Source organism: Thermoanaerobacterium aotearoense (genome assembly GCF_009905255.1).
Classification (GTDB): Bacteria; Bacillota; Thermoanaerobacteria; order Thermoanaerobacterales; family Thermoanaerobacteraceae; genus Thermoanaerobacterium; species Thermoanaerobacterium aotearoense.
The window spans coordinates 778799-792133 of sequence record NZ_CP047602.1 but is presented as its reverse complement, the minus strand read 5'-3'; the positions used below and the strand labels follow the sequence as shown (position 1 = coordinate 792133).

13 protein-coding genes, 2 tRNA genes and 1 other RNA gene are annotated in these 13335 nt (G+C 38.4%); 1 reads left to right on the top strand and 15 read right to left on the bottom strand.

What is annotated here, in order from left to right; genetic code table 11:
- Nucleotides 1-4 precede the first annotated feature (4 nt).
- The 12 genes from deoD to GSH73_RS03820 all read right to left on the bottom strand — a co-directional run bounded on the left by deoD (nt 5) and on the right by GSH73_RS03820 (nt 9207).
- Nucleotides 5-706, bottom strand: a complete 702-nt coding sequence (deoD, locus tag GSH73_RS03875) for a purine-nucleoside phosphorylase (protein WP_014759302.1) — start codon at nt 704-706, stop codon at nt 5-7.
- A gap of 69 nt (nt 707-775) precedes the next feature.
- Complete coding sequence (gene mnmA, locus GSH73_RS03870) at nt 776-1885, bottom strand: tRNA 2-thiouridine(34) synthase MnmA (RefSeq protein WP_014759303.1); 1110 nt, start codon at nt 1883-1885, stop codon at nt 776-778.
- A 76-nt stretch (nt 1886-1961) separates the two neighbouring features.
- Nucleotides 1962-2320: RNase P RNA component class A (gene rnpB / locus GSH73_RS03865), an RNA gene on the bottom strand.
- Between the two features lie 63 nt (nt 2321-2383).
- Nucleotides 2384-3499 carry a Nif3-like dinuclear metal center hexameric protein gene (locus GSH73_RS03860; protein ID WP_014759304.1) on the bottom strand — a complete coding sequence of 372 codons (1116 nt, stop codon included), beginning with the start codon at nt 3497-3499 and terminating at the stop codon, nt 2384-2386.
- Nucleotides 3462-4172 carry a tRNA (adenine(22)-N(1))-methyltransferase gene (locus GSH73_RS03855; RefSeq protein ID WP_014759305.1) on the bottom strand — a complete coding sequence of 237 codons (711 nt, stop codon included), beginning with the start codon at nt 4170-4172 and terminating at the stop codon, nt 3462-3464. Before GSH73_RS03855 ends, GSH73_RS03860 begins: the two co-directional genes overlap by 38 nt.
- Before the next feature lie 54 nt (nt 4173-4226).
- Nucleotides 4227-4302 (bottom strand) — tRNA-Ile (locus GSH73_RS03850).
- A 6-nt stretch (nt 4303-4308) separates the two neighbouring features.
- Nucleotides 4309-4383 (bottom strand) — tRNA-Asn (locus tag GSH73_RS03845).
- Nucleotides 4384-4428: 45 nt separating this feature from the next.
- Entirely contained in the window at nt 4429-5502 is a 1074-nt protein-coding gene (gene rpoD, locus GSH73_RS03840; RefSeq protein ID WP_014759306.1) for an RNA polymerase sigma factor RpoD, read from the bottom strand.
- 31 nt (nt 5503-5533) lie between these two features.
- Complete coding sequence (gene dnaG, locus GSH73_RS03835) at nt 5534-7330, bottom strand: DNA primase (protein WP_014759307.1); 1797 nt, start codon at nt 7328-7330, stop codon at nt 5534-5536.
- Between the two features lie 129 nt (nt 7331-7459).
- Nucleotides 7460-8470, bottom strand: coding sequence for a deoxyguanosinetriphosphate triphosphohydrolase (locus GSH73_RS03830; RefSeq protein WP_014759308.1), 1011 nt, complete (start codon nt 8468-8470; stop codon nt 7460-7462).
- A gap of 58 nt (nt 8471-8528) precedes the next feature.
- On the bottom strand, nt 8529-8768 hold the full coding sequence (gene secG, locus GSH73_RS03825) for a preprotein translocase subunit SecG (RefSeq protein ID WP_014759309.1): 240 nt from the start codon (nt 8766-8768) through the stop codon (nt 8529-8531).
- A gap of 70 nt (nt 8769-8838) precedes the next feature.
- A complete protein-coding gene (locus GSH73_RS03820) occupies nt 8839-9207 on the bottom strand; it encodes a DUF134 domain-containing protein (RefSeq protein WP_014759310.1) in 369 nt (122 codons plus the stop codon).
- Between the two features lie 152 nt (nt 9208-9359).
- On the opposite strand from GSH73_RS03820, the gene GSH73_RS03815 reads away from it, so the two are divergent.
- A complete protein-coding gene (locus GSH73_RS03815; RefSeq protein ID WP_014759311.1) occupies nt 9360-9689 on the top strand; it encodes a hypothetical protein in 330 nt (109 codons plus the stop codon).
- Nucleotides 9690-9717: 28 nt separating this feature from the next.
- Here GSH73_RS03815 and eno read toward each other — a convergent pair whose 3' ends face one another.
- The 3 genes from eno to tpiA are packed head-to-tail and all read right to left on the bottom strand — an operon-like array spanning nt 9718 to nt 13325.
- Nucleotides 9718-11004: a phosphopyruvate hydratase gene (eno, locus tag GSH73_RS03810; protein ID WP_014759312.1), complete on the bottom strand. Its 1287-nt coding sequence runs from the start codon at nt 11002-11004 to the stop codon at nt 9718-9720.
- Nucleotides 11005-11024: 20 nt separating this feature from the next.
- The gene (gene gpmI, locus GSH73_RS03805; RefSeq protein ID WP_014759313.1) at nt 11025-12566 is read right to left on the bottom strand and encodes a 2,3-bisphosphoglycerate-independent phosphoglycerate mutase; all 1542 of its coding nucleotides are present in this window, start codon (nt 12564-12566) and stop codon (nt 11025-11027) included.
- Nucleotides 12567-12578: 12 nt separating this feature from the next.
- On the bottom strand, nt 12579-13325 hold the full coding sequence (gene tpiA, locus GSH73_RS03800) for a triose-phosphate isomerase (RefSeq protein ID WP_014759314.1): 747 nt from the start codon (nt 13323-13325) through the stop codon (nt 12579-12581).
- Between the last annotated feature and the right edge of the window lie 10 nt (nt 13326-13335).

The window sequence follows — 13335 nt, the reverse complement described above, 5'->3', positions numbered from 1 at the left end:
CATATTATTCAGCAATGTTTAGAGCAATTTCTATCATATCGTTAAATGTCTTCTGCCTTTCTTCCGCTGATGTAGCATGACCCGTAACTAAGCTATCGCTTACTGTCAATATAGTAAGAGCGTCTACACCATACTTAGCGGCTAAAGTGTAAAGACCTGCCGTTTCCATCTCAACTGCTAAAACACCAAACTTAGCCCATAATTTCCAACTATCTTTATCATCGTTGTAAAACGTATCTGACGAAAGTATATTTCCTACTTTTACGTTGATGCCTTTCTCCAAAGCCGCATCATAAGCCTTTTTCAAAAGCTTAAAGCTGGCTGTAGGAGCATAATCCATCCCATTAAATCTGATCTTATTTATAGCAGAATCTGTCGATGATGCCATTGCTAATATTACATCCCTTATGTTTATATCTTCTTGCATCGATCCGCATGTGCCTATCCTTATTAGATTTTTTACGTTATAGCTTTGAATAAGCTCGTTTACATATATAGATATAGATGGTATACCCATCCCTGTGCCTTGAACAGATACCCTTTTGCCCTTGTAATAACCAGTAAACCCGTACATTCCGCGGACTTCGTTGTAACAAATTACGTCCGTCAAAAAGTTATCAGCAATGTATTTAGCCCTCAATGGATCTCCAGGCAACAAAACTGTACTTGCAACTTCTCCATCTTTTGCACCTATGTGAATACTCAATTCGTCCATCTCCTTTTAATATTTTACAATTATATAATATCAAAAATGATGTAAACCTTCAATTGCTTTTTATATCAAGGCTTTCTTATCTTTATATATGGTTTCTATCACACCGCCTCCAAGGCAGTATTCGCCATCGTAAAATACGACAAATTGCCCTGGCGTAACAGCTCTCTGAAGCTTATCAAATACAACTAAATAACCATTATCCTTCTTAAAGACCATCACATCTTGATCAGGCTGTCTATACCTGAATTTTGCTTTGCACTTAAGTTCATCAAAGTCCATGTCACCGTCTATCCAATTTACATCTTTTGTAAACAAGCCGTACGAATACAATGCAGGATTTTTCTCACCTTGTGCAACGTAAAGTACATTGTTTTCAACATCTTTGTCAACCACAAACCAAGGCTCTCCTGTGCCTACGCCACCTATGCCGATGCCCCTTCTCTGTCCTAATGTGTAAAACATAAGCCCGTCATGACGTCCCAATACGCGTCCCGACAGATCCCTTATTTCCCCCGGCTTTGCAGGCAAAAACTGATTCAAAAATTCTTTAAACTTCCTTTCCCCGATAAAGCAAATACCTGTGCTGTCTTTCTTATCAGCCGTTTTGAGACCTGCCTTTCGTGCTATCTCCCTCACTTCTAATTTATCAAGGTGTCCTATTGGAAACATGGTCTTTGACAACTGCTTCTGCCCAAGCTCACATAAAAAATACGTCTGATCTTTGTTTTTGTCTACACCTTTCAGCATCCTGTAGTGCCCATCTGTATGCTCTATCCTTGCATAGTGGCCTGTTGCAATATAGTCTGCTCCAATTTTCATCGAAAACTCCAAAAATGCCTTAAACTTTATCTCTTTGTTGCACATTACGTCTGGATTAGGTGTTCTACCGCTTTTGTATTCATTTAAGAAATACCGAAAAACTCTGTCCCAATATTCTTTTGTAAAGTTTATCGAATAGTAAGGAATGCCTATAGTATCACAAACCCTTACAACATCTTCGTAATCCTCTGCTGCCGTACAGTACCCAGAATCATCTTCTTCATCCCAATTTTTCATAAATATGCCTATCACGTCGTATCCCTGTTCTTTAAGAAGCAGCGCAGATACAGAGGAATCTACTCCTCCAGACATTCCGACCACGACTTTTACGTTTCGATTCTCATTAGCCATTTAAAATTACAACCTCTCTCATAAAAAATTATTTAAAAAAAACTCAATGCCACATGACATTGAGTTTTTGCCTTTTAATACGAGCAAGTCTATAAGCCGAGTTCTGTTTTAGATGGTCATCTATCTACGATATCAGTTGCCTGATACCTCCAGCGGTTTTACCCGAGGGTCAAGCGGGCCACTTGTATTTCCCTCCTATTCTACCTTGCTCCAGGTGGGGTTTACAGAGCATTCCAGTCGCCTGGATGCTGGTGAGCTCTTACCTCGCCTTTCCACCCTTACCCACCACCAATCCGCATTGACGAATTAGTGATAGGCGGTATATCTCTGTTGCACTTTCCTTGGAGTCACCTCCACCGGGTATTACCCGGCACCTTGCCCTGTGGAGCTCGGACTTTCCTCGTACATAATGTACGCGACCATCTGGCTTACTCGTAAATATTACTCTCCAGATATAGAATGATACCACTATCAAATAAGTTTGTCAAATGGCAATTATTACATGAATATAAACGGATCAGCTTGTATTTCACTGGTGATGACGTCTAAGTCTACATTCATTTTTTGCGCTTCATCCCTTATGTATTCAGCAATGAAATTTACAGAAATCTTCTCTGTGCCAAAATGACCCGCATCTATTATAGCCAGTCCAAGATGTCTTGCGTCTACTGCATCATGGTAGCCAACATCACCTGTTATCAAAACGTCGGCGCCTTTGAAAGCAGAAATCGATACAAAGCTGCCGCCACTGCCACCACATACAGCCACTTTTTTAACTGCCTTGTTTAAATCGCCTACGACCCGTATGTTTTTTAAGCCAAGTTTTGCTTTTACATCATTTGCAAGGTTGCCTAATGTAGTGTCTTTTATTAAGCCTACTCTTCCTATTCCATATTCGTCGTACAACGTCTCAACCGGGTATATATCGTAAGCTACCTCTTCGTATGGATGAACTTTAAGCATGGCGCTTATGATCCTGTTTACCAATTTATCTGGCGCTATAGTCTCTATTCTAACCTCCTGGGTATTCTCCACTTTTCCTATCTCACCTATAAAAGGATTTGTTCCTTCTAACGGTTTAAAGCTTCCTATGCCCATCGTTTGAAACGTGCAATCGCTGTAATTTCCTATGTAGCCTGCCCCTGCATTGCACATGGCTGTCTTTACTATCTCCTCATATCCAATCGGAACGTATACTACAATTTTCTTATAGCCTTCCTTATACGTAACTTGCAAAATCTCCTCGTCGTATATTCCCAGTATGTTGCAGAGGATATCGTTCATTCCGCCTTTTGCAGCATCAAAGTTGGTGTGTGCCGAATACACAGGTATGTCTTCTCTTATGAGCATCGTCAAAACTTCCCCTAACGGATTATCAGTACGCAAGTTCTTAAATGGTTTAAATATTATAGGGTGATGCGTTACAATCATGTCGACTTTTTTTGATATGGCTTCTAATACAACCTCTCTCGTGGCATCTAAAGCCACCATGACAGACGACACATCTTTTCTGGGATTACCCACAAGAAGTCCAACATTGTCCCATTCTTCGGCACATTTGTGCGGTGCAAGTTTGTCAATCATTCCCGCTATTGTCTGGCATTTCAGACTCATACAATAACACCTCATATTTTTTTATTTTATTTAAAATATCCTCTTTCAGCAAACCACTTTCATTGCTTTTCGAGACTTCATCAAGAATCCTTTTTAGCTTCCCTATCTTATATGATATATAATCTTTAAGCAATGGGTGACGTTTTTGAAAGAGTTTTTCGCCGATTTCATAAAAAATTTCGTCGTGGACTTTTCCCTTGCCATGTTCTACAGCCATTATCTCAAAGAACTTTCCTTTCTCAAAGACTAAATCTTCATCAACAATCAAATACCCATTCTCATAAATGTACCTGCGAAGATGGTCAGATGCCGTCATAGGCTGCAAGATAAACCTCTCTACAGTTGAAGCAATGCTTTTATCCCTTTCTAAAATATCTGAAATCAAAATGCCACCCATGCCGGCTATTACAGCAGTATCAACTTCATTTGGTCTTAAAACACTTAATCCATCGCCAAGCCGTACAATTATATTTTCTGACAGATTGTACTTTTTAATAACATCAATTGCTTTATTGAGAGAAGCAGATTTTACATCTGATGCAACTATGTAGTCTGAAATGCCATTTAAGTAAAGGTAGACTGGTATATATCCATGATCTGTACCTATATCAGCAACTTTAGAATGAAGTTTTATCATCTTAATGATAGAATTTAATCTCTGTGACAGCTTCATACTATAAAATAAAAAGCATTTGTAAAATCAAATGCCTATCCTTTCATCATTATATGGTGGGCCTTCAGGGACTCGAACCCCGGACCAATCGGTTATGAGCCGACCGCTCTACCAACTGAGCTAAAGGCCCTAAATATGGCTCCTCAGGTAGGGCTCGAACCTACAGCCTACCGGTTAACAGCCGGTTGCTCCACCATTGAGCTACTGAGGAATATATTTATTATTATACTACATTTTTATACGCTGTCAAGCAGTGTCAATCCAAAAAATCTTTTAATTTCTTGCTGCGGCTTGGATGTCTCAATTTCCTCAATGCCTTTGCCTCTATCTGCCTTATTCTCTCTCTCGTAACATTGAATTCTTTGCCTACTTCCTCCAATGTCCTTGCTCTGCCATCATCAAGCCCAAATCTCAGCCTTAACACCTTTTCTTCTCTCGGCGTCAAAGTATCCAATACATCTATAAGCTGCTCTTTAAGCATTGTAAATGCCGCTGCTTCAGCAGGCGCTGGAGCATCTTCGTCTGGTATAAAATCGCCAAGATGGCTGTCTTCTTCTTCGCCTATAGGAGTCTCTAACGATACTGGCTCTTGAGCAATCTTCATTATCTCTCTGACCTTGTCAACCGACATGTCCATCTCTTTAGCGATCTCCTCTGGTAGAGGGTCACGTCCTAATTCTTGCAAAAGTTGTCTTGAAACCCTTATAAGCTTATTAATAGTCTCTACCATGTGGACAGGAATGCGTATCGTCCTGGCCTGATCAGCTATAGCTCTGGTGATTGCCTGTCTTATCCACCACGTAGCGTATGTGCTAAACTTAAATCCCTTTCTGTAGTTAAACTTTTCAACAGCTTTCAAAAGGCCTAAATTTCCTTCTTGAATCAAATCGAGAAATAACATGCCTCTTCCAACATATCTTTTAGCAATGCTTACAACAAGCCTCAAATTTGCCTCCGTAAGCCTTTTTTTAGCTTCTTCATCGCCTTTTTCTATCCTCTTTGCCAATTCTATCTCTTCATCAGGAGATAGAAGAGGTATCTTTCCTATTTCTTTTAAGTACATTCTCACTGGATCGTCAATATTTATACCTTCAGGGATAGACAGATCCAAATCCAGATCTTCCTCTGGAATCAATTCATCCTGCTGCGGTTCCTCTCCAACAATCTCTATACCTAATTTTTCAAATGTGTCATATACTTTTTCTATCTGATCCGCATCCATATCAATATCTTCAAGAGAATTCATTATTTCATTGTACGTCAACATGCCATTCTTTTTGCCTTTATCGATTAGCTCTTTTATAGAATTTTTTACTTTTTCTTTATTCACGGGTGTCCCCTCCTTTTGGGCAACCTTTTTCTCAGCCATTTTTTAAATTCAGCATCTCCTTTTCATATTTCTGTAATTGTATCAAAAGTTCTCTTTCTTTTTCCATGTCACCAGCATTATATGAATCGTCAATTTCACGCTTAATGTTCGCTATTTTTTTTCGTATGTCATCTTTGATTATCTCTTTTACACAGTCATCCACTATCTTCTCGCTTGCCATTTTCTCGCTATACAGCACGTTGAATATATCGTTAAATTCGTCTTTTAAATCAGCATTGTCCAGCATAAAGCTTAGGTCTTTTACATCCACATGTCCTCCATCTTCAAGTCTCTCAAAAACATAAGACGCTACAGCCTTTAAATGCTCATCTTCGATGTCATCTGCAGAAATCTTCCCTTTTACTCTGCTGTAAAGCTTGTTGTCAATCAAAAGCAGTGCAATCAAGTATTTAAGAGACGGTATCTTTTTTGCTCCACTGTATTTAATATTATGCCTATTATTGCCAACTGTATACCTAATTTTTTTATTATTTTGCAAAAAACCCTTGACAAATTGGTCTATTTCTGCTCTAATAGTATTTTCAGGTATTTCGGCGTCTTTTGATACGATGGAGATATACACATCTCGCTTTACTTCGTCTTTCAATGTGGCAAGATCCTTGCACACCTTTTTGATGTACTTTATCCTATCTGATGGTTTTTCTAAATCCAAATCTTTTTTGTACTTCTTTATCTTATATTCTATCAATGTATCTGTCTTTTGAAGAAGTTTTTTAAACGCATCAAAACCTTCTTTTCTGACAAATTCATCGGGGTCCTTGCCATTAGGCACTGTCAGTATATTTACATTTAGGTCAAGTTCATCCAAAAGATTTAGACCCCTCATAGTCGCTTCAATGCCTGCTTCATCTGCGTCGTATGAAATGACAACAGTATTTTTGTACTTTTTTATAAGTCTACCTTGCTCTATAGTCAGTGCAGTACCCAACGATGCAACGACATTGTCAAGTCCGCTTTGATACAATGCAATGGCATCCATATATCCTTCAACGATAATAAGCATATCTTCTTTTGATTTTTTAGCGTAATTAATCCCATACAATGTCTTTCCTTTTTTAAAAACAACCGTCTCAGGAGTATTTAAATACTTTGGTTTTACATCATCCATGACTCTGCCGCCAAATCCTATTACATTGTTTTTTTCATCTATTATTGGAAACATGACTCGATTTTTAAATCTATCATAATATGAACCGCTGCTGCCTTTTAAGACAAGACCCGCCTTTAAAAGAACCTCAATACTATAGTTTCGGCGCTTTAAATAATTAAACAATTCAAGTCCATTGGCTGGAGAAAGCCCCAATCCAAATCTTTTTATTGTAATGTCGTCTATGCCTCTATCGTAAAGGTATTTTAATGCAGCCTGTCCAAATTTAGAATAAAGGTATTTGTGGTAAAACAAAGCAGCTAACCTATTGACTTCATATATTTCATCCTTCAGCTTTTTTTTCTGATACTCCAAACTTGACAAATTTTCTTCTTCAATCTCTATACCAGCTCTATCTGCCAAGAACTCAACGGCCTCCTTAAAACCTACATTTTCAATATTCATTACAAAGGTAATGACATTTCCGCTGGCTTGACAACCAAAACAATGATAAAGCTGCTTTTCTTGGCTTACATTGAAAGATGGTGTTTTCTCATGATGAAACGGGCACAATCCCTTAAAGTCCCTGCCAGATTTTTTAAGCGAAACATAGCTTGAGACAACATCTACTATATCATTTTCTTCTATTACTCTATCGATCACGTCTTTTGAATAAGACATAAACACCACCTTAATTAATAGTTCGACAAAAAACAGGAAAATCCTCTTTTTTAAAAACAATTATAAAATTTTCATGGAATTAATATATTCGACACAAATTCCTAAAATCCTTCTTGAAATTTTTACATTTTAAAAATTTTTATCTTCCCATGGCGATGGAAGAAAAATCTCTTTATACTTTGTTATAGCGTATTTATCAGTCATTCCTGCTATATAATCGGCAACTGCCCGTTCTTTGCCATATTCATGCGTTAATTCGATAAATTCCGCAGGCATGTCTTCTACATTTTCACAAAAATAATAAAAAAGCTGTTCAACAACTTTTTTTGCTTTTGCCTCTTCGCTTTTCGCCTTCGAACCTATATAAACCTTTTTAAACAAAAAATCTCTAAGGCTGTAAGTAGCATCATAAATCTCACGGCTCATGGAGATATTATCTTTTCCCATGCTGTTTTCAATTATGTCCTTCACCATTGTATTTATCCTCTTGCTGTGAGTATCTCCTAATATCTGCCTTAAATCTTTTGGTATATCATCATTTGTCAATACCTTGCCTCGGATTGCATCATCAATGTCGTGATTCACATAGGCAATCTTGTCTGCCAATTGAACGATTTTACCTTCTAACGTCCCAGGACTGCCGGATGTGGAATGGTTTAAGATGCCATCTCGCACTTCCCACGTCAGATTAAGCCCTAAGCCATTATTTTCTATCACATCTACCACTCTTAAACTTTGAACGCTATGTCTAAAGCCATCTTTTAAAAGCCTATTTAGAACATCTTCACCTGAATGGCCAAAAGGAGTATGTCCTAAATCGTGGCCTAAAGCTATGGCTTCTGTCAAATCTTCGTTAAGCCTTAATGCCCTCGCAATAGTCTTTGATATTTGTGCAACTTCTAAAGTATGTGTAAGTCTCGTCCTGTAATGGTCGCCTTCAGGAGATATAAAAACCTGCGTCTTATGGCTCAATCTCCTAAAAGCCTTACAATGTATGATTCTATCTCTATCCCTTTGGTAATCTGTGCGAATATCGCACTTTTCCTCGTCTTTCATTCGTCCTTTTGATTCTCTGCTGTGTGCTGCGTACGGTGATAGTATTTTATACTCCATATCCTCAGATATTTCCCTTATTTTCATCATATCACCTTCTCACAAAAATAAAACCCAATAAGGGTTTTATTTTATATAGACGATATTATTTTCCCATCAGCAACGTCAATATCAACGAAGTAATTATGAAAACTACAGCACTTATCGTAGTAAGCCTCTCCAAAGTGCCTTCCATCGTTCTGGCCTTATTTTTGCCAAAGAAAGTCTCCGCACCACCTGCAATCGCGCCGGATATACCTGCACTTTTACCTTGCTGCAATAGTATAACTGCCATCATAAACAAACTAACAATAATATGAACTATAAGTACTATTATTTTTAGCATATGTTTAACCTCCGAAAATCATATTTGCACTATTGTATATTATATAACAATAGCATATTTATATCAAGCATTAATTTTCTTCATCAGGAATCGATTCGCTCATCATGCCATGCCTATGACAATGTCCATGGTGCGGTGCGTCCTCACCGTAGACTTTGTAATTGCCGCCTTCCACTCTTATGGCTTTGCCATTTACAAGTGCATCTGCAACTTTTTCACGTGCCGACATTATGATCCTAAAAAATGTAGGTCTTGAAACTTTCATCCTCTCCGCACAATCTTCTTGTTCTAATCCCTCTAAATCTTTTAGGCGTATGGCTTCAAATTCCTCAACTGTAAGCACGACTTCACTCAATGAGTGCATAGGAATCCCTACTGGTTTAAAATAGTTTATGTTTGGTTCGCACTTTACCCATCTGCATTTTTGAGGTCTCGGCATTTTATCACATCCCATTTCTTTTTTGCATAATCATATTACTATTTTATCACTTATAAGCTAATCATATCAAGATGCTTTTAGATACAATGTACACATAATCAAGATATAATGAATAGCATAAATTAGTCAACAATATATGAAGGATGATTTTTATGACGCCATCTTCCATTATTCAAGAATTATCGTCTGGAAGCTCTTTGGCAACAGCTATCGGTTATATACTTTTTGCAATAGGAATAAATGGCAATGTAAAAACAAAAGAAAATCTTGTACTTTCTGGTAGATGGATTATTTTCATAGGAACTTTTTTGTTGTACGCCCTAAATATAATATCGCTAAGGCAAAATGAAAATAAAGATGAAGCCACCATTGAAAATCCTGATTTGCTTATTTTAGCCGGCAGCTTTATGATTGCATCAGGCGCATTTGCAGACGCAGTCGGATTCGAAGTCAAAAATTTAAAAGAAGCTCAAGTATGTTGATACTGAGCTTCTTTTTTTGCATAGACAATTACTTTACGTTGTAAAATGCGTCTTTTCCAAGGTATTGTGCTATTCCGCCTAATCCTTCTTCTATCCTCATCAATTGATTGTACTTGACGACTCTATCTGTTCTGGAAGGAGCGCCAGTCTTGATCTGTCCCGCATTGACAGCAACGACAAGATCTGCAATAGTTGAATCTTCTGTTTCACCTGAGCGATGTGATACGACAGCAGTGTACCCTGCTTTCTTCGCCATCTCTATCGCGTCAAGAGTTTCAGTCAATGTACCTATCTGATTAAGCTTAATGAGGATAGAGTTTGCAACACCCATCTTAATTCCTCTCGAAAGCCTTTCTGTATTTGTAACAAAAAGATCGTCGCCAACTAATTGGATTTTCTTGCCTAATCTTTCTGTTAAGAGTTTCCATCCATTCCAATCCTCTTCTGCCAAGCCATCTTCAATTGAAACGATTGGATATTTATTTACAAGCTGCTCCCAGTAATCCACCATTTCTTCTGATGTCCTTACAACACCTTCACCATCGAAATGGTATTTGCCGTCTTCTTTGTACATCTCAGATGAAGCTGGGTCAAGTGCTATCGCTACATCTTCACCAGGTACATATCCTGCCTTTTGGATTGCCTCCAATATTACCTGTATTGCTTCTTCGTTTGATGTAAGGTTTGGTGCGAAACCACCTTCATCGCCAACTGTAGTGCTTAATCCTTTTGATTTAAGCACTGATCTTAAATTGTGGAAAACTTCAGCACATGTCCTTAAAGCTTCATGGAAGCTTTGTGCGCCAACAGGCATTATCATGAATTCCTGTATATCTACGTTGTTGTCAGCGTGCTTTCCGCCGTTTAAAATGTTCATCATTGGCACAGGAAGCACTTTTGCATTTACTCCACCTAAGTACTGATAAAGTGGCAAGCCAACTTCCTCAGCAGCAGCTTTAGCAACTGCCAATGAAACGCCTAAAATTGCATTTGCACCCAAGTTTGATTTATTTGGAGTTCCATCTAAATCGATCATGGCTTTGTCTATTGCCACTTGGTCTATTGCATCCATTCCAATTATTTCTGGAGCAATCTTTTCATTTACATTTTCTACAGCCTTCAATACACCTTTTCCTAAGTACCTGTTGTTGTCGCCATCTCTCAATTCAACAGCTTCAAACTGACCTGTTGAAGCACCAGATGGAACAGCAGCACGACCTACAGCGCCGCTATCTAATTCCACTTCTACTTCTACTGTCGGATTTCCTCTTGAATCAAGTATTTCTCTTGCATAAACATCAACAATTATAGACATAAACATTCTCCTTTCGTTTTTTATCTTCCTATTATGAGGGACTTACCTGTCATTTCCTGTGGCTTCGGCAGCCCCAATATGTCAAGCACCGTTGGTGCTATGTCTGCTAAAATACCATCGTTTCTAAGCGTTATATCGCCCTCCCCTATCACTATAAATGGCACTGGATTTGTAGTGTGAGCAGTCTGTGGCTCTTTTGTCACTGGATCAATCATCTGCTCAGAATTTCCATGGTCAGCAGTTATAAGAATAGTACCGCCAACTTCCTGACAAGCCGTCACTATTCTGCCAAGGCACTCATCAATTGCTTCTATAGCTTTGACAGCGGCGCTAAATACGCCTGTATGACCTACCATGTCAGGATTTGCAAAATTAAGCAGGATGAAACCATACTGTTTGGATTTTATTTTTTCAACTACCGTATCTGTAACTTCGTATGCACTCATTTCTGGCTTTAAATCATACGTGGCTACTTTAGGAGATGGTATAAGTATCCTGTCTTCTCCTTTATTTGGCTCCTCTACGCCACCATTGAAGAAGAATGTAACATGGGCGTATTTTTCTGTTTCCGCTATTCTAAGCTGTTTTATGCCTTTATCGCTTAGATACTCACCGAGGGTATTCTTTAAGTTCTCAGGCTTATACGCCACATGTATATTCTCAAATGTTATATCGTACTGCGTCATTGATACGAAGTAAACGGGAATATATCCTTTTTCTCTATCAAAAAAGTTAAACACTTCATCGATAAAAGCTCTTGTAATTTGTCTTGCCCTATCAGGCCTGAAATTAAAGAAGATTATAGAATCATTGGCATCTACAGTCGCAGTTGGTTTTCCGCCATCTAAAATAACCGTCGGCTCTACAAATTCATCTGTCTGATCTTTGCTATATGCAATATCAATCGCTTCTTCAGGCGAATTAGCAAAAACGCCTTTTCCCAATGCTATAGCATCGTAAGCTTTTTTAGTCCTTTCCCATCTTTTATCGCGATCCATCGCATAGTATCTTCCAGATATCGTGGCGATTTTGCCGATCCCAAGCCTATTCGCTTCATCCTCAAATGCCTTTATGTATTCTTTTGCACATGCCGGAGGAACATCTCTTCCATCTAAAAATGCATGAAGGTATACTTCGTCTAATCCTTCCTCTTTTGCAAGTTTCATAAGGGCAAAAAGATGGGTAATATGGCTGTGAACGCCGCCATCAGACAGAAGCCCAAAAAGGTGCAATTTTGAGCCATTCTTCTTTACATTTTGTATGGCGTCAAGAAATTCCTGCTTTTTGAAAAAAGCACCTTCTTTAATCTCTTTGCTTATCCTTGTAAGCTCCTGATAGACTATTCTGCCGGCACCTATATTAAGATGTCCTACTTCCGAATTTCCCATCTGTCCTTCAGGAAGCCCTACAGCTAAGCCACTTGGTATAAGCTTTGTATTTGGATAATTTTTGAAATAATAATCTAAGTTTGGTGTATTAGCTGAATAAATGGCATTTCCTTCTTTGCTGTCAGAGATGCCAAATCCATCTAAGACAACAAGCATCACAAAGTTTTTGGGCATGCAATCCTCTCCTTAATAATTTACAATTTTAGCGAAATCCTGCGCTTTAAGGCTAGCTCCGCCCACTAATGCACCATCAATATCGCTTTCTGACATAAGCTCTTTAGCATTATCAGGTTTAACACTGCCACCATATTGTATTCTTACCTCATTAGCGATGTCTATACTGTATATGTCTGCAATGGTCTCTCTTATGACCTTTATTACATCATTCGCATCTTTCGATGTAGCTGTTTTTCCTGTTCCAATAGCCCAAATAGGCTCATAAGCTATGACGACATTCAAGACATCTTCACTTTTAATGCCATCCAATGCTTTTTTTGTCTGTTCTCTTACTACATTGAAAGCTTCCCCTGCTTCTCTTTGAGATAATGATTCGCCTACGCATACAATAGGCTTAAGTCCATGACTTAATGCAGATTTGACTTTTTTATTCACAGTCTCATCCGTCTCCGCAAAATACTGTCTTCTCTCTGAATGGCCGATTACGACGTATTCTACGCCTATCTCTTTAAGCATAATCGGTGAGACTTCTCCTGTAAATGCGCCTTTTTCTTCCCAGTGCATGTTCTGTGCACCTAATTTTATATTAGAAGCATCTATGGCCTTTTTTACGTCAACAAGATCCACAAATGGCGGTATTACTACAACTTCTGCTTCTGCACCAGACACTAAAGGCTTAAGCTCATTTACAAGATTTACAGCTTCAGATGGCGTCATGTACATCTTCCAATTACCTGCAATAATAGGTCTTCTCAATCAAAACACC

Excerpts from the sequence above, each read along its gene's own strand:
- dnaG (WP_014759307.1), bottom strand. The coding sequence starts at position 7,330 with ATGTCTTATTCAAAAGACGTGATCGATAGAGTAATAGAAGAAAATGAT.
- GSH73_RS03820 (WP_014759310.1), bottom strand. The coding sequence starts at position 9,207 with ATGCCGAGACCTCAAAAATGCAGATGGGTAAAGTGCGAACCAAACATA.
- secG (WP_014759309.1), bottom strand. The coding sequence starts at position 8,768 with ATGCTAAAAATAATAGTACTTATAGTTCATATTATTGTTAGTTTGTTT.
- gpmI (WP_014759313.1), bottom strand. The coding sequence starts at position 12,566 with ATGCCCAAAAACTTTGTGATGCTTGTTGTCTTAGATGGATTTGGCATC.
- GSH73_RS03855 (WP_014759305.1), bottom strand. The coding sequence starts at position 4,172 with ATGAAGCTGTCACAGAGATTAAATTCTATCATTAAGATGATAAAACTT.
- GSH73_RS03815 (WP_014759311.1), top strand. The coding sequence starts at position 9,360 with ATGACGCCATCTTCCATTATTCAAGAATTATCGTCTGGAAGCTCTTTG.
- mnmA (WP_014759303.1), bottom strand. The coding sequence starts at position 1,885 with ATGGCTAATGAGAATCGAAACGTAAAAGTCGTGGTCGGAATGTCTGGA.
- GSH73_RS03860 (WP_014759304.1), bottom strand. The coding sequence starts at position 3,499 with ATGAGTCTGAAATGCCAGACAATAGCGGGAATGATTGACAAACTTGCA.
- GSH73_RS03830 (WP_014759308.1), bottom strand. The coding sequence starts at position 8,470 with ATGAAAATAAGGGAAATATCTGAGGATATGGAGTATAAAATACTATCA.
- eno (WP_014759312.1), bottom strand. The coding sequence starts at position 11,004 with ATGTCTATAATTGTTGATGTTTATGCAAGAGAAATACTTGATTCAAGA.